Genomic DNA, 23,668 nt, shown 5'->3' with positions numbered 1-23,668 from the left:
ATTCGAAGGACGAATGAGCATGGCCACCGAAGACATCAGCGCCCGCTATGTCGAGCTGGACGGATGGCCGACGCTCGACGCCGTCGAGGCCATGTACGAGGCCCAGCTTTCGGCCGTCGCCGCCGTCCGCCCGGCCCTCGCGGCGATCGCCCGCGCCGCCGACGACGCCGCCGCCGGCCTGCGCGCCGGCGGCCGACTGGTCTACGCGGGCGCGGGCACCTCGGGCCGCGTCGCGGTGCAGGACGGCGCGGAGTTGCCGCCCACCTTCGACTGGCCGCACGACCAGCTCGTCTTCGCCATGGCCGGCGGCAATTCCGCCCTGATCCGCAGCGCGGAAGGGGCCGAGGACGACGCCCAGGACGCGATCCGCAAGGTCGACGAGATTGGCGTCGGCCCCAACGACGTGGTCATCGGCCTCGCCGCGAGCGGCACCACGCCCTACACCGTCGCCTTCGTACGCCGCGCCACCGAACGCGGCGCGGTGAGCATCGGCGTCGCCAACAACGCCGGCTCGCCGCTGCTCGCCGCCGGCCGTCACGCGGTGCTGATCGAGACGGGCGTCGAGGTCGTCGCGGGCAGCACGCGCATGAAGGCGGGCACCGCACAGAAGATCGTGCTCAACCTGCTCTCGACGGCGATCATGATCCGGCTCGGCCGCGTCTACCGCGGCATGATGGTCCACATGCAGGCGACCAACGCCAAGCTGCACCGGCGCGCGGCGATCATGGTCGCGCTGCTCACCGGCTGCCCCGAGACGGAAGCCGACAAGGCGCTGCGCCTGTGCGGCTTCGACGTCAAGCTGGCTTCCCTGATCGTCAGCGGGCTGACCCCGGACGAAGCCGGGGCGCTGCTCGACCGCCACGACGGCAGCCTGCGCGCCGCGCTCGCCGATCTCGACAGGGCCGCCAATGCTCAATCCCGGTAGGATCGCGCTCGACAGCCGCAGCCCCACGCCGCTCTACATCCAGCTCGCGGAGGGACTGCGGACGCTCATCAACGAGGGCGCGGTGCGGGTGGGCGAAGCCCTGCCCTCCGAGCGCGAGCTGAGCGCCATGACGCAGATCTCGCGCGTCACGGTGCGCAAGGCCATCGACGCGCTGCTGCGCGAGGGCATGCTGTCCCGCCGCCCCGGCTCCGGCACCTACGTGGCGACGCGCATCGAACAGCCGGCCTCGCTGCTCGCCGGCTTTTCGGCCGACATGGCGAACCGGGGCAGCCGCCCCGGCTCGGTCTGGATCGAGAAGGTGGTGGCATCGCCGACGCCCGAGGAGGCGATGACGCTCGCCATCTCGCCAGACGAGAAGGTGATGCGGATGACCCGCGTGCGCACCGCCGACGACGAGCCGCTCGCCATCGAGCGGGCGGTCGTGCCCGCCGCGCTGCTGCCGCGCCCGGAGGAGATCGGCGAGTCGCTCTACGCGGCGCTGACGCGGCTCGGCAACCGGCCGGTGCGCGGGCTGCAGCGGCTGCAATCCTCGCTCGCCACGGCGGCCGAGGCGAGTTTGCTCAACATCCCCGTGGGCGCGGCGATCCTGCGCATCGAGCGGCGGAGCTATCTGGCCAGCGGCACGCCGGTCGAGTTCACCCGCTCGGCCTATCGCGGCGACCGCTACGACTTCGTGACCGAGGTCCGCGACCCCGGCCTGCGCCCCGCCGAGGAGCCCCAGCGATGACGACCGCGATGGCCCGCGAGACGTTCGAGATCCCCGACGCCGCCGAGCGGCTGCTCGCCGACGCCGGGCCCTTCGCGGCGGCGGCCGCCGCGCTGGCGCGCCACCCCGCGCCCTTCGCGGTGATCTGCGGGCGCGGCAGCTCCGGCCACGCCGGCGTCTATCTGCGCTATCTGATCGAGACACGGCTCGGCATCGTCGTGTCGCACACCGCGCCGTCGGTGGTGACCAACTACCGCAAGAGCTCCGCCATGCGCGGCGCGCTTTTCGTCGTGATCTCGCAATCCGGCCGCAGCCCCGACCTCGTCGCCGCGACCGAGGCGGCGCGCGAGTCCGGCGCGCTGACGCTCGCTCTCGTCAACGTCACCGCCTCGCCCGTGGCCGAGGCGGCGCAACTCGTTGTGCCGCTGCACGCGGGGCCGGAACTGGCGGTGGCCGCCACCAAGTCGGTCGTCAGCTCCATGCTCGCCGGCGCGCGCCTCGTGGCGGAGATCGCCGGCGACGCGGAGCTTTCGGGCGCCCTCGTCCGCTCTCCGGAACGCCTGCGCGCCGCGCTGGCGCTCGACTGGCAGGGCTGGCGCGAGGCGCTGCCGCAGGCCAGGGCGGCGTTCGTCGCCGCGCGCGGCTACGGCTTCGGGCCGGCGCGCGAGATCGCGCTGAAGCTCAGCGAGACGTTGCGATTGCCCGCCCTCGGCTACAGCGCGGCGGAGCTGCGCCACGGCCCGCGCGCGGCGATCGACCGCGACACGCCGGTGCTCGCCCTGCGCCAGCACGACGCCACGGCGGAGACGGTCGATGGCCTCGTCGACGATTTGCGCGCGGCGGGGGAGAGCGTGTTCCTGGCCGGCGGCGAGCGCTCGGCGCTGCCGTGGATCGGCGACGATCACCCGGCGTGCGACCCGGTCGCCATGCTCGTGCCGGCCTATCTCGCCATCGAGCGCGCGGCGCGCGCCATGGGGCTCGACCCTGACAGCCCGCCCTTCCTCAAGAAGGTGACGGAGACGCTGTAGGCCTCAGGGCTTCTCGTAGAAGACGAAGGCCCGCGACTTGCCGAGGAAGTCGCGCTCGTAGGCGCGCGCCAGCCGCCATCCGTGGCGCTCGTAGAAGCGCCGCGCGGCGGCATTGTCGCGGAAGCATTCGAGCGTCCGCACGCCGCGCGCCTCCGCCTCGGCGAGCAGCGCGCCGCCGCCGCCGGTTCCCTGCGCGGCGGGGTCGACGAACAGCATGTCGAGATGCGTGTCGGTGACCTTCGAGAAACCGATGGTCCGGCCGCCCTCCTCCGCCACGCGCAGGGACGCGAGTTCGCCGGCGAAGCGCTGGGCGAAGAAGGCCTCGTCCCGGCTGGCCAGCGTCTCGGGCTCGAGGATGTCGCGGAAGCCGCTCGCGTAGGAGGAAGTCGCCACCCGCGCCAGCGCCGGCACGTCGGCGTCCGTCGCCGACCGAACGATCACGCCCGGCCTCGAAGGCGCGGGTCCAGCGTGTCGCGCAGGGCGTCGCCGAGCAGGTTGAGGCCGAAGGACAGCAGCAGGATGGCGAGGCCGGAGAAGATGGCGCTCCACGGCGACAGCATCAGGAAGTTGCGACCTTCAGACAGCATCAAGCCCAGCGACGGCGTCGGGGGCTGGACGCCGAGACCGAGGAAGGAAAGCGACGCCTCCACCAGGATGGCGGCGGAGAGCAGCAGGCTCGTCTGCACCAGCACGACGCTGGCGAGGTTGGGCAGTACGTGCATGAGGATGATGCGCGCGTCCGATGCCCCGACGGCGCGCGCGCCGGTCACGTAGTCGCTCTCGCACACCACCAGCGCCGGCCCGCGCAGCAAGCGCGCGAAGATCGGCGTGTAGACGATGGCGATGGCCACCGCCGCCGTGAAGCTGCGCGGCCCCAGCACCGCGACTACGCCGATGGCGAGCAGCATGACGGGGAACGCGAAGAACACGTCCATGGCGCGCATGACGATGCGGTCCGTCCAGCCCCGGTAATAGGCCGCGACGAGCCCCAGCGCGCCGCCGACCACGAGCGCCGCGCCGACCGAGGACACCGACACGGCGAGCGATGACCGCCAGCCGTGAATGACGCGCGAGAGAATGTCGCGGCCGAACTGATCGGTGCCCAGCCAGTGCGCCACGCTGGGCCCCTTCATGCGCGCGATCACGTCCTGCGCCACCGGGTCGTACGGGGCGATCCAGTCGGCGAAGACGGCCACCAGCACCTGCGCGGCGATGAACACGACGGCGAAAGCCAGCAGCTTGTTGCGACGCAGCGCCTCCATGCTCAGGCCCGCACGCGCGGGTCGATCGCCAGATAGAGCAGATCGACCGCGAAGTTGACGAAGACGAAGCCGCTGGTCACGACCAGGATGGTCGCCTGCAGCAGCGGGTAGTTGCGCTCGGCAATCGCGCCGAGGATGAGGCGGCCGAGGCCGGGAATGGCGAAGACCTGCTCCACCACGATGGCGCCGCCCAGCAGGTAGCCGGTCATGATGCCGACGCTGGTCACGAACGGGATCAGCGCGTTGCGCAGCGCGTGCTTGTACAGCACCTTGCGCTCGCTGACGCCCTTGGCGCGGGCGGTGCGGATATAGTCCTGCGACAGCGCGTCCAGCATGGCGGAGCGCACCAGCCGCGAGAGATTGGCGAGAATGGGCAGGCCGAGCGCCAGCGCCGGCAGGAGCAGCCGCCCGATATTGCCGAGCGGGTCCTGCGAGAACGGCACGTAGCCGAGCGCCTGCAGGCCCGGCGCGACGGTGGCCACGACGAGGATCATCACGATGCCGAGCCAGAAGGACGGGATCGTCAGCCCGGCGACGGTGACGACGCGCATCGCCGCGTCGGCGGCCTGGCCGCGCAGCCGCGCCATCAGCACGCCGGCCGGCACCGCCAGCACCGCGCCGATGACCAGCGACAGCACGGTGAGCTGCACGGTCGGCCAGACATGGACGGCGATCTCGTCGAGCACCGGGCGGCCGGTCCACAGCGAGGTGCCGAAGTCGCCGCGCAGCGCCTTGCCGGCCCATTGCGCGTATTGCTGCACGATCGGCAGGTCGAGCCCCAGCCGCGCCCGCATCTCGGCGATGCGCTCCGGCGTCACCTCGGTGTTCGCGCCCAGCATGATCGCCACCGCGTCGCCGGGGATGAAGCGGATCATGAAGAACACGATCACCGACACGCTGAACAGCACGAGGGCGAGGTCGGCGAGCCGGTTGAGGAGCAGGCGGCCGATCATGTCGGGGCCCGAAGGGCGCGCGAGCCGCGCGCCCCGCCGTTCGACGCGCTCGCGCTCACTTCAGGACGGAGACGTCCGCCAGCGAGGACAGCGAGCGGTTGGCGATGATCTCGAAGCCCTGCACGTTGGAGCGCAGCGCCGTGAAGAGCTGGCCGTAGGTGAGGTGGGCGATCGGCCCTTCGCAGGCGAGCGTCTTCTGCACCTTGGCGTAGTCGGCCTTGCGCGCCGCGGTGTCGGTGGTGGCGCGCGCCCTGTCGAGCAGCGTGTCGACCTCCGGGTTCGAGTACTTGAACACGTTGGTCGAACCGCCCGTGCGGAAGGTGCGGTAGAAATAGTCGTCCGGGTCCGGGCTGCCGGCGTTGGTGGAGGCGAACAGGTCGAAATTGCTGTTGCGCCAATCCTGGATGAACTGCCCCAGCTCCGGCGTCTTCAGCTCGACCTTGAAGCCGGCCTTGTTGAGCTGCTGCTGCACCACCTGGGCGATGTCCTTGATGTCCTGCCTGGGCAGCACGATCATCGTCACCGCGACGGGCGTCTGCACGCCCGCGGCCTTGAGCAGCTCCTGCGCCTTGGCCGGGTCGGACTTGTAGCAGGGGAACTCCTTGACATCGACGGCCCAGTCCTTGAGCGCCGGCGACAGCGGACCGCCGGGCACGCCCGCGCCGAACAGCGCGGCGGCGACGATCTCGTCGCGGTTGATCGCGGTGTTCAGCGCCTCGCGCACCTTGGCGTTGTCGAAGGGCGGCCGGGAGACGTTCATGCCCACCAGCGAGTAGGCGAGCTCCAGCGTCTCGGCGAGCTTGACGTTGGGCTTGCCCTTGAGCTGCAGCGCCGTCGCCGCGTCGATGTTGGGCAGCATGGCGTACTGGCCGCTCGACACGCCGACCTGGCGCGTGGCGGACTCGGGCACGATGTTGAACTTCACGCCCTCCAGCTTGGGCGCGCCCTTCTTCCAGTAGCCCTCGTGGCGGGCGAGCTGGATGAAGCCGTTGGGCTGCCAGTCCTTGAACTTGAACGGCCCGGTGCCGACCGGCTGCTTCTGCAGCGAGTCCTTGTCGGCCTCGAACCCGCGCGGCACGATCGCCAGCGTCGCGAGCGAGGTGAGCAGCGGCGCGGCCGGCTCCTTCAGCTTCAGTTCCACGGTGGAGGCGTCGGGCGCGTTGATGGTGTCGACGGCGGCCAGCCGGCTCGCCAGCGGCGAGGCGATGTCCTTCGACAGCACGCGCTTCAGCGAGGAGACGACGTCGGCTGCCTCAACCGGCGCGCCGTTGTGGAAGGTGGCGCCCGAGCGCAGCTTGAAGGTGTAGGTCTTGCCGTCCGGGGCCACGGTCCAGCTCTCGGCGATGCCGGGCTGCACGCGCAGGTCCTTGTCGATGGCGGTCAGGCCCTCGTAGATCGTGCCGTTGACGACCATGAACGAGGCGAAGGCGGTGATGATATGCGGGTCGAGGCCCGCGGGCGACTGGTCGATCGCCGCCTCGAGCACCTGCGCCGAGGCGGGCGCAACGCAAAGGGCGAAGGCCCCGGCCAGCAGAGTCGAACGAAGCGAGACACGAGCCATCACAACCCCTCCGAGCGCGGCGAAACCGCCGTAGTTTCGTGTTGCCGGACGGTATGCCAGTATAATACCAATTGCAAGCTGCAAACCCGGAGGCCGACCGTGCCGCAAGTCCCCCTCAAGACCGCCGTCGGCGCCATTTCCGGCACGTCCATGGACGGCATCGACGTCTCACTCGTGGAGACCGACGGTGATCTGGCCGTGCGGCCCGGCCCGGGGCGCACCTATCCCTACGCGCCGGAGCTGCGCGCCGAACTGCTCGACCTGCTGCGCGACCCCGCCATCGCCGAGACCGACCCGCTGGCCGGGCTCGAGGCGAGGGTCAGCGATGCTCACGCCGACGCGGTGCTCGCCTTCCTGCGCGACTTCGCCATCGACAAGGCGCGGGTGGATGTCGTCGGCCTGCACGGCCAGACCGTCTGGCACCGGCCCGAGAAGCGCTTCACGCGCCAGCTCGGCGACGGGCCGAGAATGGCGAGGCGGATCGGCCTCGACGTCGTCAACCGCTTTCGCCACGCCGACGTGGCGGCGGGCGGCGAAGGCGCGCCGTTCGCCCCGCTCTACCACCGGGCGCTGGCCGCGACCCTGCCCCAGCCCGTGATGGTCCTGAACCTCGGCGGCGTCGGCAACGTCACCTATATCGACGGCGACACGGTGATCGCCTTCGACACCGGCCCCGCCTCCGCCCTGCTCGACGACTTCGTGCTGAAGCGGCTGGGCAAGCCGTTCGACGAAGGCGGCCGGCTGGCGGCCTCCGGCGCGCCCGACGCGGCGATGGTGGCGCGGCTGATGCGCCACCCCTATTTCGACCGGCCCGCCCCCAAGTCGCTCGACCGCAACGATTTCCACGCCTGGGCCGAGGCCGTGCAGTCGCTCGGCGACGCGGAGGGGGCCGCCACGCTCGCCGCCTTCACCGTGGCCTCCGCCGCCGACGCGCTGCGCCACGTTCCGCGCGCCCCGCTGCGCTGGCTGGTGACCGGCGGCGGGCGTCTCAACGCGACCTTCATGCGCCTCCTCGCCGAGCGGCTCGGCGTCCCGGTCGACCCGGTCGAAGCGGTGGGCTGGAACGGCGACTTCATCGAGGCGCAGTGCTTCGGCTATCTCGCGGTGCGCTCGCTGGCGGGGCTGCCCCTGAGCCTGCCCACGACCACCGGCGCGCCGAAGCCGATGCGCGGCGGCGAATTGTGGAAGGCCGCATGAGTTCCACGGTCCTGAGCGTCGAAGGGCTCACTTTGACGGTGGGCGGCAAGGCGCTCGTCGAGGACGTCAGCTTTCACCTCGCCGCCGGCGAGATGATGGGCCTCGTCGGCGAGTCCGGCTGCGGCAAGTCGCTGACGGCGCTCGCCACGATCCGGCTGCTGCCGAGCCCGCCGGTCGAGATCGCGGCGGGCCGTATCGTCATCGACGGCGCCGACGTGCGGGCGCTCGACTCCGAGGGGCTGCGCCGGCTGCGCGGCGACCGCGTCGGCATGATCTTCCAGGAGCCGATGACCTCGCTGAACCCGGTGTTCACGGTGGGCGACCAGATCGCCGAGGTGCTGGAGATCCATCGCGGCCTCGGGCGCTCCGCGGCCCTGGCGCGCGCCGCCGAGCTGATCGCGCTCGTCGGCCTGCCCGCCCCGCGCGAGCAGCTGGAGCGCTATCCCCACCAGCTCTCGGGCGGCCAGCGCCAGCGCGTGATGATCGCCATCGCGCTCGCCTGCGAGCCGCGCGTGCTGATCGCCGACGAGCCGACCACCGCGCTCGACGTGACCGTGCAGGCGCAGATCCTGGCGCTGATCGACCGGCTTCGCCGCGACATGGGCATGGCCTGCCTGCTGATCACCCACGACCTCGGCGTCGTCTCCGACGTGTGCGACCGCGCCGCCGTGATGTACGCCGGCCGTATCGTGGAGGAGGCGAGCGTCGCCGAGCTGTTCGCCCGGCCGCGCCACCGCTACACCCAGGCCTTGATCGACACCATGCCGGCCAGCAACCCGCCCGGTGCGCTGCTTCCCTCGATCCGCGGAATGGTGCCGCCGCCCGGCGCGCGCGGCGACGGATGCGCCTTCGCGCCGCGCTGCGCCGCGCCGGTCGAGGCCTGCCGCAAGGTCCTCCCGCCCTTGACGGGCGAGGCGGGCCACCGCGCCGCCTGCTGGAACCCCGCCTCATGACGCCGCTTCTCGAGGTCCAGGGACTCACCAAGCACTATGCCGGCCCGCACGGCCGCACGCTGCGCGCGCTGCAGGATGTCAGCTTCACGCTCGCCGAGGGCGAGGTGCTGGGCGTGGTCGGCGAATCCGGCTGCGGCAAGTCCACGCTCGGCCGCGCCGTGCTGCGGCTGACCGAGCCGACCTCCGGGTCGATCCGCTTCGCCGGCGAGGAACTGACGGGGCTGTCCCGCCACGCCATGACGAAGCGGCGGCGCGACATGCAGATGGTGTTCCAGGACCCGTTCGGCTCGCTCAACCCGCGCCATCGCGTGTCCACCATCGTCGGCGAGCCGCTGGTCGTGCACGGCGTCGCCGGCGTCAAGGCCCGGGTGGCGGAGCTGCTCGACATGGTGGGATTGCCGCCCGATTCGGGGTCTCGCTTTCCGCACGAGTTTTCCGGCGGCCAGCGCCAGCGCATCGCCATCGCCCGCGCGCTCGCCCTCTCGCCGAAGCTGCTCGTCGCCGACGAGCCGGTGTCGGCGCTCGACGTGTCGATCCAGTCCCAGATCATCAACCTGATCGCCGAGCTGCGCCGCAAGCTGTCGCTCTCGATGATCTTCATCAGCCACGACCTCTCGGTCATCCGCCATGTCAGCGACCGCATCGCCGTGATGTATCTCGGCCGCATCGTCGAGACCGGCGACGCCGCCGACATCTTCGCGCGGCCGGCGCATCCCTACACGCAGGCGCTGCTCTCCGCCGTGCCGACGGCTCCGGGCCAGCCGAAGCGCGAGCGCATCGTGCTGGAGGGCGACCTGCCGGACCCCTCCGCCCCGCCCCCGGGCTGCGCCTTCCACGGCCGCTGCCGCCACGCCATGCCGCGCTGCGCCGTCGACATTCCCGCGCTCGTTCCGCGGCGGGTCGGCGACGACGTCGCGCTCGCCGCCTGCCACCTGTACGAGCCCGTGTCATGACCGATCCCGCCAGCCTCGCCGACGCGGCCTTCGCGCCGGCTCGCGACGCCGTCGAGGCCGGGCGCATCCCCGGCGCCGTGCTGGGCGTCGTCTCCGCCGACGGCGGGCGCGCGGTGCGCGTCGCCGGCCTCGCCCAGCGCGAGCCGGACGCCGTGCCGATGCGGCGCGAAACGGTGTTCGACCTCGCCTCGCTCACCAAGGTCGTGTTCACCACCACAACCATCCTGCGCCTCGTCGAGGCGGGCCGCATCGGCCTGGACGATCCGCTCGCCGCGGCGATCCCGGACCTGCGGCAATACGACGTGGCGGGTGCGCCGGAGCGCCGCCTGACGCTGCGCCAGTGCCTGACGCACCAGACGCATCTGCCGGCGGTGGAGCCGCTCTACACCTACGGGCAGGATCCGGAGACCTTGCGCGCCTTCGTGCTGCAGCGGGAATGGCGGGCCGGGCCGTCCGTCTATTCCGACATCAACTTCATCCTGCTCGGCATCGTCATCGAGCGGCTGACGGGACGCCCCCTGCTGGAGCAGCCGCTCCAGCCGGGCTTCACTTTCCGGCCCGATCCGACCCAGTGCGCCGCCACCGAGCGCTGCTCGTGGCGCGGCCGGGTGATGCGCGGCGAGGTCCACGACGAGAACGCCTTCGCGCTCGGCGGCGCGTCCGGGCATGCCGGCCTGTTCGGCGCGGTCGACGCGCTGCTCGAATTCGCCGGGCGCATTCTCGACGGCTCGCTGCTGTCGCCGGCGACGATGGCGGAGCTGACGCGGCGGCAGAGCCCGACACGGGCGCTCGGCTGGGAGATCGCCTATCCGGGCTGGTCGGGCGGCGACGCCTGCGGGGCCGGGACTCTCGGCCATACCGGTTTCACCGGCGTGGGCCTGTGGATCGACAGGGAGCGCGGCCGCGCCTGGACGCTGCTGACCAATCGCGTGCATCCCACCCGGCATCGCGACACAGGCATCGTGGAACTGCGCCGCGCCGTGGGCGACGCCGTCGCCGCCGGCTGATCTCCGGACTAGGCGCCAGTGTCGCGAGGCTCGCGCGACGGCGTGCCGACCCGGCGCAGGATCAGCCGCAGCACCCGGTCGACGGCCGCAAGGTCCTGCCGCGATAGACCTTCCGTCAGGCGCGCCTCGTAGGCCTTCGCCATCGGCACGATCGCCTCGTAGATGGCCCGCCCCTCGGGGCTGAGCTTCAGGAACGCCTCGCGTCGGTCCGTCTCGTTGGCGCGCCTGTCGAGCAGGCCGCGGTCGAGCAGGTGGGCCACCGCCCGCGACACCTTGGTCTTGTGCATGCGGCTGTGGCGGCCGATGTCGCGCGCCGTCATCTCGCGCTGTTCGCCGAGCGCGGCGAGGATGCGCCACTCGGGAATGTGGATGCCGAAGGCAGCCGAGTACTCGCGCTCAAGCCCCTCGGCCACGATCTGGGCCAACACGTTCAGTCGGTAGGGCAGGAACTCGTCGAGCGCGAGCGCCGCCGCCCGCCGCCCCGCGCCCTGGCCGGACGCCGCCTCCCTGGACCCTGCGATCTTGACCATGCGCGCCCTTCGACGAAGCGGATTGCGTGCGCCGGGACGACGCCCGGACGCCCAGCATCCGCAGCAAAAGGAGAAGAAAGTCAATCGAGGGAACGCCAGATCGACCCAGGCCGGAGCGCCTGCCCCCCCATGCGACGGCCGCCGCCCCGAGGGACGGCGGCCGCGTGTTGAGAGAGGCCGTCCTAGAGGAAAACGAAGTCGTTGGCGGCCAGCGCGGTCTTGTTGACGTTGGCGAGCCAGATCTCGTCCGAGCCTGCCGTGATCACCGTGCCGGAAAAGGCCGTGCCGAGCGGCGAGGTCACGTTGCTCACCTGCTGCGCGTGCGCCAGCACGTCGGACAGGCTGGTGAACTGGCCGTGGAACTCGATCGTGTCGGCGACCGACGCTCCCGCGCTGAAGCCGGCGACGAGGTCCTTCCCGGAGCCGGCGAGGAACACGAACGTGTCGTTCCCCGCCTGTCCGTTGAGGCTGTCGTTGCCACCGTCGCCGAGGATGCGGTCGTTGCCGTCGCCGCCCATGATCGTGTCGTTTCCGACGCGGCCGGTGAGCGTGTCGTCGCCGCCCATGCCGAACAGGCGCGCGCCCGACGACGCCGCCAGGATGGCGTCGGCGAAGTTCGAGCCCTCGACGCTCTCGACCCCGATCAGGCTGTCGCCGGCGGCGTCGCCCTTGGCTCCGGCCCAGGCGGCGTTGTCCATGTCCAGCGCGATGGCGGTCGATGCGCCGAGATAGGAGGCGACGTCGACACCCGCCCCGCCGCTGAGCGTATCCGCGCCCGCGCCGCCGGCCAGCGTGTCGGCTCCGCCGCCGCCGTCGAGGCTGTCATTGCCGCCGAGCCCCGACAGGGAGTCGTTGCCGAGCATGCCGGACATCGTGTCCCCGGCGTCCGTGCCGACCATGCTGTCGGCGCCGTTGGTGCCGACCGCGCCGCCGGTGCTCGCCTGCGGATCCTGGCTCACCGGGTCGGGGCCCTGGTCCGGCGGGTTCGGCGGCGCGGTGAGCTGGTAGGTGGTGAAATCGAAGTCGTCGGCGACGAGCTGCGCCTTGGAGACGTTGAGGAGGAAGATCTGGTCCGCCCCCATGGTGATGACCGCGCCGTTGAAGCTGCCGAACGGGGATGTCCCGCCGGTGACGTCCGCGGTCGCCGCCATCACCTGCTCGAAGCTGGTGAACTGGCCCTGGAAGGCGATCACGTCGCCCAGCCCGTTGCCGGCCTGGAAGCCCGCGACGAGGTCCTTGCCGGAGCCGGGCGCGAAGACGAAGGTGTCGCTGCCGCCCTGGCCGTTGAGGCTGTCGTTGCCGCCCCAGCCGACGATCAGGTCGTTGCCGTCGCCGCCGTAGAGCGAGTCGACGCCGCCGCGGCCCTCGAGACGGTCGTTGCCGGCCATGCCCCAGATGCGGCTGCCGCCCGTGCCGGCGTAGACGAGGTCGTTATAGGCGCTGCCTTCCAGCCCCTCGATGCCGTAGAGCCGATCGCCGGCGGCGTCGCCGGACGCGCCGCCCCACAGGCCATTGCCCATGTCGATCTGGATCGCACCGCCCGCCGAGGAATAGCTGGCGACGTCGAAGCCGGTGTAGCCCAGCATCGTGTCGGCGCCAGCGCCGCCGAGCAGCGTGTCCGCGCCCGAGCCGCCGTCCAGGCTGTCGTTGCCGGCGTAGCCCACGAGGCTGTCATTGCCGCCGCCGGCGATGATCGTGTCGACACCCGTCGTGCCCGTCAGCGTGTCGGCGGCCGCGGTGCCGTCGATGGTGGTGCCGCCCGGCACGCCTTCCGGCGGGGGCGGCGGCGGGGGAGGCTGGTTGCCCTCCAGGACGTCGCCGACGCCGATCGTCAGCACCCTCGTGGTGCTCAGTCCGGATTCGTTGGTGATCTGCACCGTGACCTGGTGCGAGGTCGCGGTCTCGTAGTCGAGCGCGCCGGCGACGACGATGCGCCGGCCGGAGATGGCGAACAGGCCGCCCGCGTCGTCGACCAATGAGTAGCGGTGCGCCTGGGTGGGATCGGGATCGAGCCCGATCAGCGTGCCGACCTCGGTGCCTAGCGCGCTGTTCTCCAACACCGTGCTGTTGGAGAGCTTCAGGCCCGTCGGGGCCTGCGCGACGTCGGCCGCGCCCTGGATGAAGTCGCCGGAAGAGAGCGCCGTCGGCTTCACGTTCTCGAGCGTGATGGTCTCGTTGCCGGACGTGATGACCGCGTAGCCGGACGCGTTGGCGGTGATCTTGCCCTGGATCTGCGTCCAGTCCGTCAGGCCCAGCGCGCGCAGGTCGATCTTGTCCTCGCCGGGACGGAAGCTGCGGATCAGGTCCGAGGAGGCGGATACGGGCGTGGTGAAGATGTAGCGGTCCGCGCCCGTCCCGCCGACCATCGTGTCGTTGCCGTCGCCGCCGTACAGCCAGTCCGCGCCGTCCGCGCCGGTGAGGCTGTCATTGCCCAGCCCGCCGCGGATCGTGTCGTCGCCCGTTCCGCCGTTCATCGTGTCGTTGCCGTCGAAGCCGATATAGAGGCCCGGCCCCGGGGTGCCGACGGAGCTGAAATTGCCGACGCCGGTGAAGATCACACCCTCGATATTGCCCGGCGGATTGTAGGTGTTGCTGCTGGTCATGACGGTGTCGAAGCCCGCCGTGGGACGCTCGTACACCGTGTCGGAGGCGTCGATCACGAACAGGTCGTCGCCGCCGCTGCCCTCCAGCGTATCGGCCCCGCCGTTGCCGACGATCGTGTCGTTGCCGATATTGCCGATGATCCGGTCCGCGCCGTCGCCGCCGGAGATGGTGTCGGCGCCCTGCCCGCCCATGATGGTGTCGTCGCCGAGGCCGCCCGAGATCGTGTCGGCGCCGTCGCCGCCCGACAGCGTCTCGCTCGCGCTGGTGCCATTGACCGTGAGCGGCACGAAGGCCGAGGCGTCCTGGAAAACCTTGATGTAGTCGATCTTGTACTGGTTCGGGAACACGGTGGTGCTGTCGGGGTAGCCGACCCAGTTGCTGCCCACCGACATGTCCGCGATGATGTACATCGGCGCCTTGAGCGACTCCGGCGTCACCATCTTCCCCTTCACCTGGCCGTCCACGTAGAAGGTGATGTAGTCGGCCTGCCAGTCCACGCCGTAGGTGTGGAAGCCCGCCGACAGGTCGGTGGTGACGATCTCGCGCACCGTCTTGTCGATCGCCGTGTACTGGCCGTTCCAGTAGTGGACGCTGGAGAACAGGTTCTTCGGCCACTGGCCGACATGCTCGTTGATGTCGATCTCGCCGAGCGCGGCGGTGTCGGTGCGCAGCAGGTAGAACGTGCTGAGAAGGCCCTGCCCGAAGGGCACCTGCGCCCGCATCTCGACATAGCCGTAGCGGAAGTCGAACATGTTGGCGGAGTTGATGTGGCCCGAGGTGTACTTCGCGCCGATGTCGTCGACGAGGTCGGCGGGCGTCAGGTCGGCGGTGATGGCGAGGATGCCGTCGCCCGGCTCGTTCGGGTCGGCGATCATCTGATGCGGGTTGATGCCCGGCATGATGCCGGTGGGCGTGACATAGTCCGTGTCGACGAAGAGGCTGCTCTGCTCGAGGTTAGGCTGGTTGCGCGCGCCCCACGGGAAATAGGTCATCCAGTTGTAGCCGTCGCCGTTCAGCGTCGTGCGGTCGAACTCGTCGGAGAAGGAAAGGGTCATCCCCGAGCGGGGAGGAACGGTCGTCGACATCAAGTGCTCTCCGGAAGGGCGCAGTGCGGTAGCCGGCCTCCTCCTCTCCGTTCACGCGGCGCGACGCTGGCGGGTCGCGGGGGCATGAACGGCGTCGGAAATCCGGGACCCGATCAATGCGATCGCGGGCCCGAAGTTCCTCAATCGATGGCGATGACTTTACCGTGAGCGGCCAATACTCGGGCGGCTGCGTCGGAAGGTCGCATACGCAAGCTTAGGCTTGAGCCGGCGCGCCGCGAAATATCGGCGCGCCGGCCCTGAACCTTGACCGTTACCATCCGTCGTCGTTCGACGACGTGACGCCCTGCTTACGGGCAATAATGCCGCCGCCCGTCATAGCCCAGGTACGTCCCGGTCGACGGATTGTAGGACTTGTAGCGGTAGCAGGAGTTGGGCGACGCGTGGTTCGACAGCGCGTTGCCGATGATGGCGCCCGTGGTCAGGCCGATAATGCCCGCCGCCGCCGCCGCGCCCGGATTGTAGCCGTGGCGGTAGTAGCCGTAGCGCGGGTAGTAGCGATGACGCGGGTAGTAGGCGTAGTTCCGGCCGTTGTAGCGCGGCACGCCGTAGGAATAGCGGGGCGCGTAGGCGCCGCGGTGGTTCCAGCGGTACATGCCGGGCTGGCGCGGTCCGGGGTCGCCGCCCTCGCCGTATGAGGAATGACCCTGCGCCATGGCCTGCGGGGCGGGCGCGGCGACGGTGAGGCCGGCCGCGAGAGTCGCGGCCGCCAGAAGACTGAGTGGCTTTGCTCCGAACATTATGTTCTCCCGACGATGCGGTTTCGTTGGGTCCCCAACGCCGAAGCCGGATTTTTGATCCCGGGACGGCTCGAATCGGCCCCCGCTCGCGGCGCGACCGTGTGTCTTCCCGGCCTTTCCTTCCGGACGGCCCAGCGAATTGAGTTGCGCACCTCAATAGGCTGTGGGAAGACCTTTGCGAACGCGGGAGCCGGCCCGCGCCGTGACGGCGACAAGCCGACGGACATCCTGGGAGGACGACATGGCGAGCAACCTGAAAGGGCCCGCGATCTTTCTCGCGCAGTTCGCGGGGGACGAAGCGCCCTTCAATTCCTTCGATGCGATCTGCGAGTGGGCGGCCGGGCACGGCTATGTGGGCGTGCAGGTTCCGACCTGGGACGGCCGGCTCATCGACCTCGCCAAGGCCGCGTCATCGAAGGCCTATTGCGACGAGCTCGCCGGAACAGCGGCCCGGCACGGCGTCGCCATCACCGAGCTGTCGACCCACCTGCAGGGCCAGCTCGTGGCAGTGAACCCGGCCTTCGACGAGGCCTTCGACGGCTTCGCCCCGCCGGCCCTGCGCGGCAAGCCGAAGGAGCGCCAGGCCTGGGCGGTCGAGCAGCTGAAGCTGGCGGCCAAGGCATCGCGCCACCTCGGCCTCGACGCCTCGGTGTCGTTCACCGGCGCGCTGGCGTGGCCGTTCGTCTATCCGTGGCCGCAGCGCCCGGCCGGCCTGATCGAGACCGCCTTCGAGGAGCTCGGCCGCCGCTGGAAGCCGATTCTCGACGCCTATGACGAGGTCGGCGTCGACCTCTGCTACGAGATCCATCCCGGCGAGGACGTGTTCGACGGCGCCACCTTCGAGATGTTCCTCGACGCGGTGAACGGCCACAAGCGCTGCAACATCAACTACGACCCGTCGCACTTCCTGCTGCAGCAGCTCGACTACCTCGCCTTCATCGACATCTACCACGAGCGCATCAAGGCCTTCCACGTGAAGGACGCCGAGTTCAACCCGGACGGACGGCAGGGCGTCTATTCCGGCTACCAGGGCTGGGTGAATCGCGCCGGCCGGTTCCGCTCGCTGGGCGACGGGCAGGTCGATTTCGGCGCGATCTTCTCGAAGATGGCGCAGTACGGCTATTCGTCCTGGGCCGTGCTGGAGTGGGAGTGCGCGCTGAAGCACCCGGAACAGGGCGCGGCCGAGGGCTCGGAGTTCATCCGCAGCCACATCATCCGCGTCACCGAGAAGGCGTTCGACGACTTCGCCGCCGGCGGCGTCGACAAGGCGCAGATCGCCCGGCTGCTCGGCCTCTGAACGAAGGCGCGGGCGGGCGTCCCGCCCGCCCCGTCCCGCCCGCCGCGAGGACAAGCGATGACCTATTCCGCCGCCGCCGACCGCTACGAAGCCATGCCCTACCGCCGCTGCGGGCGCAGCGGCCTCAAGCTGCCGGCGGTATCGCTGGGGCTCTGGCAGAACTTCGGCGGCCGCGACGTTCACGAGACCGGCCGGGCCATCCTGCTTCGCGCCTTCGACCGTGGCGTCACCCATTTCGACCTCGCCAACAATTACGGCCCGCCGCCCGGTTCCGCCGAGGAGATGTTCGGGCGCGTGTTGGCCTCCGACCTGCGGCCCTATCGCGACGAGCTGATCGTGTCGACCAAGGCGGGCTACCGCATGGGGCCTGGCCCCTACGGCGAGTGGGGCTCGCGCAAGTATTTGCTGGCCAGCCTGGATGCCAGCCTGGCGCGCATGGGGCTCGACTACGTCGACATTTTCTACTCCCACCGCTTCGACCCGGAGACCCCGCTCGAGGAGACGATGGGCGCGCTGGCCTCCGCCGTGCGGCAGGGCAAGGCGCTCTATGTTGGAGTGTCCAACTACCCGTTCGACGCGACGCGGGAGGCGGCGCGCATCCTGCGCGATCTGGGAACGCCCTGCCTGATCCACCAGCCCTCCTACTCCATCGTCAACCGCTGGATCGAGGACCGCCTGCAGGCGGTGCTGGAGGAGGAGGGCATCGGCTCCATCGCCTTCTCGCCGCTGGCGCAGGGCTTCCTCACCGACAAGTACATCGACGGCGCGCCGGCCGACTCGCGCGCCGCGCGCCCCGGCACCTTCCCCCAGGCGCTGCTCGCCGACGACAACCTGGCGCGGTTGCGCGGCCTCGCCGACATCGCGCGCCGCCGCGGCCAGACCCTGGCGCAGATGGCGGTGGCCTGGATCCTGCGCGGCGGCCGCGTTACCTCCGCGCTGGTCGGGGCACGGACGGTCGCCCAGCTCGACGACACGCTGGCCGCCCTCGACCGGCTCGATTTCACGCCCGAGGAGCTGGCCGAGATCGACCGCCACGCTCTCGTCGACGGTCGGGACCTGTGGCGGGCGCTGGGCCTGCTCAACCCCATCCTGCGCTGACCGCCGCCCACCCTGGAGGTTTCCATGTCCGAATCCGCGAAGCCCGTCGTCTGGGGCGTGCTCGGCGTCGCCCGCATCGCCACCGAGAAGGTCGTTCCCGGCATGCTCGGCGCATCCAACGTCGAGGTGCGCGGCATCGCCTCGCGCGATCTCGACAAGGCGCGCAAGGCCGCCGCCGCGCTCGGGCTGGCGAAGGCCTACGGCTCCTACGAGGAGCTGCTGGCCGACCCCGAGATCGAGGCGGTCTACAACCCCCTGCCCAACCATCTGCACGTGCCGTGGACGATCAAGGCGATGGACGCCGGCAAGCACGTGCTGTGCGAGAAGCCGATCGCGCTCACCGCCGAGGAGGCCGAAGCGCTGGTCGAGGCGCGCGGCCGCACCGGCCGGCTGGTCGCGGAGGCGTTCATGGTGCGCCACCATCCGCAATGGCTGCGTGCCCGCGAAATCGCCCGCTCCGGCGAGATCGGCGAGCTGCGCAGCGTCAACGTGCTGTTCAACTACAACAACACCGATCCAGCCAATATCCGCAACCGCGCCGACATCGGCGGCGGCGCGCTCTACGACATCGGCTGCTACGCGGTCGCGGCGGCCCGGTACTTCTTCGCCGAGGAGCCCCGCAGCGTCGTCGCGCTGATCGACCGCGACCCGGCGATGAAGACCGACCGGCTGACCTCCGGCCTCGCCGAGTTCGGCGGCGGCCGCCAGCTCGTGTTCAGCGTCTCCACCCAGACGAGCCTGTACCAGCGGGTGCAGGTGCTGGGCGACAGGGGCCGCGTCGAGATCCAGGTGCCCTTCAATCCCGTGCCGGCGCGGGCATCGACCCTCGTCGTCGACGACGGGCGGGACGTGTACGGCTCCGGCGTCCGGATCGAGGAGTTCCCGCCCTGCGACCAGTACGGCCTGCAGGGCGCGGCGTTCTCGCGCGCGGTGCGCGGGGAGGAGGCGCTTGCCTTCCCCCTCGAGGACGCGATCGCCAACATGCGCGTCATCGACGCCCTGTTCCGCTCCGCCCGCGGCGGCGCCTGGGAGACGGTGTGAAAGCGCGACGCGACGCCGCGCAACCTGTGCGGTTTCACACCTACGTCTTGGGATCGAAAGACTAATACGTCCTCCGGCCAACGCCGTTCAACAAGAACGCTAATACATCGCCGGAGGACCTGATGAACCGAGTCGACCGTTACTTCCTTCTTCTGTCGGCAGCCTGCCTGATCGTCGGCGTCAGCCTGGGCATCGGCATGGGCATCGCGCACGACTTCCAGTTCGCGCCGGTCCACGCGCACATCAACCTGCTCGGCTTCGTGTCGCTGGCGGTGTTCGGCATCGTCTACAAGCTCTACCCCGAACTCGGCCGCTCGCGCCTCGCGGCGGCGCATCTGGCGGTCGCCGCGCCGAGCGCGGTGCTGTTTCCGCTCGGCATCTATCTCTCGATCGCGCACGACAACCCGGGCCTCGCCATCGCCGCCTCGCTGCTCTGGTTCGCCGGCACGCTGTGCTTCTTCGCCAACCTCACCCGCGCCTTCGTCTTCGCCCGCGACGAACGCCCCCACGCCGTCCAGGCCGACCTGCGCCCGGTCGCCTGAGCGCCGGAACCTAACGGAGGGCGGACTTCGGTTCGCTAAGTGGCGGGCCTTCGCCCGCCCGCCCCCGGAACGCCGACCCAAAGGGCGGACGCCAGTCCGCCCGTTCCCGGAGCCCCGCAGCGTTTGCGGAGGGGCATCCGGGATCCAGCGCATGGATGATGCCGCGCAGCGGCGCTTCATCAGCCTTTTCATAGTGACGCGCTTCGCGCGAACAGATTGCGCTAGGCCCCGGATTTGCCTCCGCCGAAGGCTCCGGCAGTCCGGGGACGGGGCGGGCTTGCGCCCACCATTTGGCGTGCGGGCCTTCGCCCGACCCGACGCCGACCCAAAGGGACGGACGCCAGTCCGCCCGCCCCCGGAACCCCGAAGCGAAAGCGGAAGGGTGTCCGGGGCCACGAGCTTTTCCGGGCTCTACGCCCCCGCGCGGGCGGACTTCGCCTTGGGCTTGGCTTTGCGCGCGGAGATGCCGAGGCCGAGTTCGCGGGCGAGCGCGCGCATTTCGTCGCTGGCCTTGGGGTCCTGCGGACGCAGCTCGACGACGGCGAGGCCGGCGGTGGCGGCGCGGGAGTAGGACTTGCGGTTGCCGAGCGTCGCCTTCAGCAGCTCGACGGCCGGCTGAGACTGGATGATCTCGGCCGCGGCCGTGTTCTCCGCCCCCACCGCGTCGGCGCGGTTGAGGAAGGCGCAGGCGCGGAAATCAGGGTTGGTGACGCGCGCCTCCTCGACCAGTTCGGCCACCTTGTCGAGCGTCCACACGTCGAAGGAGCGCGGGGCCAGCGGCACGAGGTAGAGATCGCACACGGCCAAAGCGGCGCGGTGGCTGGCCGAATGCCCGCCGCCCACGTCGATGACGATGTCCTGGTATTTCGGCGACAGGCGGCGCGTCTCGGTCACCACCGCGCGGCCGGACAGCGCGATGCAGGTGTAGCCCGCTCCGTCGGCGCGGTTCTGGTTGCGCATGTTGGTGAAGTCGACCGACGTGCGCTGCTCGTCGGCGTCGATCAGCAGGACGTCGCGGCCGGCGGTCGCGAGCATGACGGCGAGGTTCGTCGCCACCGTCGACTTGCCCGTGCCGCCCTTGGTGCCTCCCACGCAGATGATCACGGCCCGCCCCCTTCCCATGCGCCGGAATTGCATCGCAGCATGACGGCATGACGGCCAGCGTCAAGCCGGTCGCGCTCAGCCCACCGGCTCGGGCGCGGACGGCGTCTCGGGGTGCCGGGCGTTCCAGTCGCGCGCGTAGGCGCTGGTGGCCTCGTCGAGCAAGGCGCGGTCCTGGATGCCGGCCGGACGCAGCCGGGTCGGACCCGCCGCCTGGAACGGCACGTAGCGCTGGTGCGCCACGCGCCACAGCCGCCGCAGCTCGACGAGGGGCTCGGGGTGGTCGTCGACCCTGATGTCGATCGCCGGATAGACCTCCGTGGTCCACAGCTTCAGCGCCGCCGACTGCTTGCCGCGCTTGTCGCCGCCGGCCGCCTGCCCGGCCTCCAAAGCGGTCAGCAGCCGGTCGTCGAAGTCGAGTTCGGGGGTCTGGAGCCACGTCTCCAGCGTGCGCTCCACCACTTGCGGACCGGCGAGCATGTTGCCGGCGACGGAGACGTTCTCCGCCGCCTGGCAGCCGGCCCAGTCGACGCAGTCCTCGCCCGTGAACACCGCCGTGCGGCCCCAGCGGTCGATGGCGTGCACCTGCCGCTGCGCCGAGGCGGGGTCGGCGGCGCGCACGATGTCAATGGCCTCCTGAGCGGAGCGGCCCTCCTGCAGATAGCGCAGGCCGTCGATACCGTAGAACGGGCTGACATAGGACTGGGTGGCGATGGCGCCGACAAGGCCGAGCCCGTAGGGCACGCGCGCGCCCACGGCGAAGGCGCAGGTCGTCACGGCGACGGCCAGCGCCCCCGTCTCGGGGTCGCGGGCCACGATGGACCATGTCATGCGGCGGTCTCCTCACGCGTTCGCCCGGATTGTGCATCCGGGCGCGCCGCTGTCACGCGGAAACCGCGCCGTTCAGGCCGGCGGGTGGTAACGCCCGCCCACCACGGCAAAGAGCTCGCCGAGCATGGCGAAGCGGCCTTTGACGCCGCTGACCTTCGTGGGCGCCGGCTCGCCGGCCGGATAGGCGCGCCGCACCGGGATCTCGCACGTCCGGTAGCCGAGCTGGCCGGCGCGCACGGACAGGTAGAACAGCAGCTGGTAGCGGTCGAACGCGTCGCGGAACGGCCGGACGCGGGAGTCGAGCAGATAACGGCGCGAATAGCCCCGGAAGCCGTTGGTGGTGTCGGTGTACCAGGCCCGCCCGGCGAGGCTGATCAGCGGCGCGTGGATGAGGCGGCCCGCGACCTCGCGGTCGAACGGCGTGTTCACTGCCGCACCGCCCGGCTTGTAGCGCGAGCCCTGCACGTAGTCGTAGCCCTCCTCGAGCCTCGCCACGAAGGCGTCGATGGCCTCGACGCCGTCCTTGCCGTTGCCGTCGATGGTGACAATGCCGTCATAGCCCTCGTCGAGGCACCAGGCGTAGGCCATGCGCAGCTGCGCCGAGAGCTTGCCCGGCCCCGTCTTGACGAGCAGCGCGCGCACGCCCGTCTCGCGCAGCACGGCGTCGTCGAGGGAGCCGTCGGTGGAGCCGCCGTCGGCGACCACGATATCGACGCGCGGCGCGGCCTCGGCGATGCGCCGCAGCTGGGCGCGGATGCGCTCGCCCTCGTTGATGACCGGGATCACCAGAGCGTGGGCGTGCTTCTTCGTCCCCAGGCTCCGCGCCTCGAAGGCCGGCAGCTCGCGTGTGTCCTCGCGCTGGGCGCTCATTGCAACACGTCTCCATAATGCTGGCGCACGAGCGCCACGGCCCGGCTCACGTTCTCGCGCCACTCCGGCGTGGCGCGCATCTCGATCGACACCCACCCCGAGTAGCCCGAGTGCGCCAGCGCCGCGCCGAGCGGCGCGTGGTCGACGCCGGACGTCCCGAGCGGCGCGAGGTCAGGCTCGCTGACGTGCAGATGCGCGGCCCAGGGCGCGGCGCGCGGCAGAACCGCGGGATCGCCGTCCTCCAGGAACACCGTGCCGGTGTCGATCTGCAGCGCGACGCCGCGCCGGTCGACCTCGCGCACGAGGCGGATCGCCTCGTCGGTGCCGGTGACGAAGCGGCAGGCGTAGCGCGCCGCGTTGGGCTCGAAGGCCAACGAAGCGCCGACCTCCACGAACAGGGGCGCGACGCGGCGCAGCGTGGCGACCGCCTCTTCCCACGCGGCCTCCGGCGCGAGCACGCCGGGGTCGCGGCTGCGCGGCGCGCCGTAGACGCAGGCCGACGCGCCCAGCGCGCCGGCGAGTTTCGCCACTTTGGCGCAGTGGGCGACGAACGCCTCGGTCGCCTCCGGTCCGCGGAACAGGGCGGCCCCGTCGACGCCGAACAGCCAGCCTTGCAGCGCCGGCACGGCGAGCCCGCGGCCGGCGAGGTCGTCGCGCAGGCCCGCGGCGGCGTCGAGCAGGGCGTCGTCCCAGGCGGGAAAGACGTTCATCGGCGCGAGCTCGACGCCCTCCACGCCGAGATCCCGCAGCAGCGCGAGCGCGTCCCGCCACGCCTCGCGCGGCCAGGCGATGTTGGAGACGGCGAGGCGGGCGCGGGGACGCGCGGCGGCGACGCTCAAGCCGAGCGGCTCCGCGCCGGCGAGGCGTCCCCGGCGGGCCGGTAGGTCCAGGCGTTGTGACAGACGAAATTGAACACGGGAACGATCATCAGGATGACGAGGGCGATGACGAGGTAGTGCAGGCCGGCGGTCTCGAGCGTCCAGGCGAGCGCGAGATTGAGGCCGAGCCCCGCCAGTGTGACGACGAGGAATCGTCCCGCGTTGCCGGGGCTGGCCTGCGCGCCGAACGACCACAGCGTGTTCCCGACATAGGAAATCGCGGTGCCGACGAGGAACGCGGCGACCGCGCCGAGAGTTGCACTCGTGCCGAATCCGTCCACGCAGGCGGCCATCGTGCCTACGTAGAAGAAACTCGACACGACGCCGACAACGCCGAAGCGCAAAGCTTTGGCGAGCAGGCCCCTGTCAGCCCCGGATCCGGGCCGGCCCTGTTCGTCTCGTCCCGCCGACGTCCCGCTTCGATTCATGGAGCTCCCCGGAAACGCGGCCGCCGCGCGCGCCGACAT

23 protein-coding genes are annotated in these 23,668 nt (G+C 71.0%); 11 read left to right on the top strand and 12 right to left on the bottom strand.

Annotated elements, in window-relative coordinates:
- Nucleotides 1–19 precede the first annotated feature (19 nt).
- From NK718_RS00425 to NK718_RS00415, 3 genes are read left to right on the top strand one after another with little or no spacing between them, the layout of a single operon-like run.
- The gene (locus NK718_RS00425) at nt 20–925 is read left to right on the top strand and encodes an N-acetylmuramic acid 6-phosphate etherase (RefSeq protein WP_254737423.1); all 906 of its coding nucleotides are present in this window, start codon (nt 20–22) and stop codon (nt 923–925) included.
- Complete coding sequence (locus tag NK718_RS00420) at nt 909–1,673, top strand: GntR family transcriptional regulator (RefSeq protein WP_254737421.1); 765 nt, start codon at nt 909–911, stop codon at nt 1,671–1,673. The genes NK718_RS00425 and NK718_RS00420 overlap by 17 nt, the downstream gene beginning before the upstream one ends.
- Complete coding sequence (locus NK718_RS00415) at nt 1,670–2,680, top strand: SIS domain-containing protein (RefSeq protein WP_254737419.1); 1,011 nt, start codon at nt 1,670–1,672, stop codon at nt 2,678–2,680. The genes NK718_RS00420 and NK718_RS00415 overlap by 4 nt, the downstream gene beginning before the upstream one ends.
- 3 nt (nt 2,681–2,683) lie before the next feature.
- Here the strand turns inward: NK718_RS00415 and NK718_RS00410 are convergent, their stop codons facing one another.
- Genes NK718_RS00410 through NK718_RS00395 form a run of 4 tightly spaced genes read right to left on the bottom strand, consistent with a single transcriptional unit; the run spans nt 2,684 to nt 6,456 of the window.
- A complete protein-coding gene (locus tag NK718_RS00410) occupies nt 2,684–3,121 on the bottom strand; it encodes a GNAT family N-acetyltransferase (protein WP_254737417.1) in 438 nt (145 codons plus the stop codon).
- Complete coding sequence (locus tag NK718_RS00405) at nt 3,118–3,942, bottom strand: ABC transporter permease (protein WP_254737415.1); 825 nt, start codon at nt 3,940–3,942, stop codon at nt 3,118–3,120. Before NK718_RS00405 ends, NK718_RS00410 begins: the two co-directional genes overlap by 4 nt.
- Before the next feature lie 2 nt (nt 3,943–3,944).
- On the bottom strand, nt 3,945–4,895 hold the full coding sequence (locus NK718_RS00400; RefSeq protein WP_254737413.1) for an ABC transporter permease: 951 nt from the start codon (nt 4,893–4,895) through the stop codon (nt 3,945–3,947).
- Between the two features lie 55 nt (nt 4,896–4,950).
- Nucleotides 4,951–6,456 carry an ABC transporter substrate-binding protein gene (locus NK718_RS00395; protein WP_254737411.1) on the bottom strand — a complete coding sequence of 502 codons (1,506 nt, stop codon included), beginning with the start codon at nt 6,454–6,456 and terminating at the stop codon, nt 4,951–4,953.
- Nucleotides 6,457–6,555: 99 nt separating this feature from the next.
- Between NK718_RS00395 and NK718_RS00390 the strand changes: the two genes are divergently transcribed.
- The 4 genes from NK718_RS00390 to NK718_RS00375 are packed head-to-tail and all read left to right on the top strand — an operon-like array spanning nt 6,556 to nt 10,566.
- Nucleotides 6,556–7,653 carry an anhydro-N-acetylmuramic acid kinase gene (locus NK718_RS00390; protein ID WP_254737409.1) on the top strand — a complete coding sequence of 366 codons (1,098 nt, stop codon included), beginning with the start codon at nt 6,556–6,558 and terminating at the stop codon, nt 7,651–7,653.
- The gene (locus tag NK718_RS00385) at nt 7,650–8,606 is read left to right on the top strand and encodes an ABC transporter ATP-binding protein (protein ID WP_254737407.1); all 957 of its coding nucleotides are present in this window, start codon (nt 7,650–7,652) and stop codon (nt 8,604–8,606) included. The genes NK718_RS00390 and NK718_RS00385 overlap by 4 nt, the downstream gene beginning before the upstream one ends.
- Entirely contained in the window at nt 8,603–9,559 is a 957-nt protein-coding gene (locus NK718_RS00380; RefSeq protein ID WP_254737405.1) for an ABC transporter ATP-binding protein, read from the top strand. The genes NK718_RS00385 and NK718_RS00380 overlap by 4 nt, the downstream gene beginning before the upstream one ends.
- The gene (locus NK718_RS00375; RefSeq protein ID WP_254737403.1) at nt 9,556–10,566 is read left to right on the top strand and encodes a serine hydrolase domain-containing protein; all 1,011 of its coding nucleotides are present in this window, start codon (nt 9,556–9,558) and stop codon (nt 10,564–10,566) included. The genes NK718_RS00380 and NK718_RS00375 overlap by 4 nt, the downstream gene beginning before the upstream one ends.
- Nucleotides 10,567–10,574: 8 nt before the next feature.
- On the opposite strand, the gene NK718_RS00370 is transcribed toward NK718_RS00375, so the two are convergent.
- The 3 genes from NK718_RS00370 to NK718_RS00360 form a co-directional block, all read right to left on the bottom strand.
- Nucleotides 10,575–11,096 carry a MarR family winged helix-turn-helix transcriptional regulator gene (locus NK718_RS00370; protein WP_254737401.1) on the bottom strand — a complete coding sequence of 174 codons (522 nt, stop codon included), beginning with the start codon at nt 11,094–11,096 and terminating at the stop codon, nt 10,575–10,577.
- Between the two features lie 182 nt (nt 11,097–11,278).
- Entirely contained in the window at nt 11,279–14,785 is a 3,507-nt protein-coding gene (locus NK718_RS00365) for a family 16 glycosylhydrolase (protein WP_254737399.1), read from the bottom strand.
- A gap of 308 nt (nt 14,786–15,093) precedes the next feature.
- A complete protein-coding gene (locus NK718_RS00360) occupies nt 15,094–15,543 on the bottom strand; it encodes a BA14K family protein (protein ID WP_254737396.1) in 450 nt (149 codons plus the stop codon).
- 241 nt (nt 15,544–15,784) lie between these two features.
- Here NK718_RS00360 and NK718_RS00355 point away from each other — a divergent pair, with 241 nt between their 5' ends.
- The 4 genes from NK718_RS00355 (at nt 15,785) to NK718_RS00340 (ending at nt 19,521) form a co-directional block, all read left to right on the top strand.
- Complete coding sequence (locus tag NK718_RS00355) at nt 15,785–16,840, top strand: sugar phosphate isomerase/epimerase family protein (protein WP_254737394.1); 1,056 nt, start codon at nt 15,785–15,787, stop codon at nt 16,838–16,840.
- A 57-nt stretch (nt 16,841–16,897) separates the two neighbouring features.
- Nucleotides 16,898–17,938: an aldo/keto reductase gene (locus tag NK718_RS00350; RefSeq protein ID WP_254737392.1), complete on the top strand. Its 1,041-nt coding sequence runs from the start codon at nt 16,898–16,900 to the stop codon at nt 17,936–17,938.
- 24 nt (nt 17,939–17,962) lie between these two features.
- Entirely contained in the window at nt 17,963–18,979 is a 1,017-nt protein-coding gene (locus tag NK718_RS00345; protein ID WP_254737390.1) for a Gfo/Idh/MocA family protein, read from the top strand.
- Nucleotides 18,980–19,101: 122 nt separating this feature from the next.
- Nucleotides 19,102–19,521, top strand: a complete 420-nt coding sequence (locus NK718_RS00340; protein ID WP_254737388.1) for a hypothetical protein — start codon at nt 19,102–19,104, stop codon at nt 19,519–19,521.
- Between the two features lie 411 nt (nt 19,522–19,932).
- Here NK718_RS00340 and NK718_RS00335 read toward each other — a convergent pair whose 3' ends face one another.
- The 5 genes from NK718_RS00335 to NK718_RS00315 form a co-directional block, all read right to left on the bottom strand.
- Nucleotides 19,933–20,625, bottom strand: coding sequence for an AAA family ATPase (locus NK718_RS00335; RefSeq protein WP_371877184.1), 693 nt, complete (start codon nt 20,623–20,625; stop codon nt 19,933–19,935).
- 75 nt (nt 20,626–20,700) lie between these two features.
- Entirely contained in the window at nt 20,701–21,453 is a 753-nt protein-coding gene (locus NK718_RS00330) for a DUF1028 domain-containing protein (protein ID WP_254737386.1), read from the bottom strand.
- 72 nt (nt 21,454–21,525) lie between these two features.
- Nucleotides 21,526–22,323, bottom strand: coding sequence for a glycosyltransferase family 2 protein (locus NK718_RS00325; protein WP_254737384.1), 798 nt, complete (start codon nt 22,321–22,323; stop codon nt 21,526–21,528).
- The gene (locus NK718_RS00320) at nt 22,320–23,162 is read right to left on the bottom strand and encodes a sugar phosphate isomerase/epimerase family protein (protein ID WP_254737382.1); all 843 of its coding nucleotides are present in this window, start codon (nt 23,160–23,162) and stop codon (nt 22,320–22,322) included. Before NK718_RS00320 ends, NK718_RS00325 begins: the two co-directional genes overlap by 4 nt.
- Nucleotides 23,159–23,629: a GtrA family protein gene (locus tag NK718_RS00315; protein WP_254737380.1), complete on the bottom strand. Its 471-nt coding sequence runs from the start codon at nt 23,627–23,629 to the stop codon at nt 23,159–23,161. The genes NK718_RS00320 and NK718_RS00315 overlap by 4 nt, the downstream gene beginning before the upstream one ends.
- Nucleotides 23,630–23,668 lie beyond the last annotated feature (39 nt).

Source organism: Alsobacter ponti (assembly GCF_024294805.1).
GTDB lineage: Bacteria > Pseudomonadota > Alphaproteobacteria > Rhizobiales > Beijerinckiaceae > Alsobacter > Alsobacter ponti.
The sequence above is the reverse complement of the archived record's forward strand: the minus strand, read 5'-3'. Positions and strand labels throughout refer to the sequence as shown.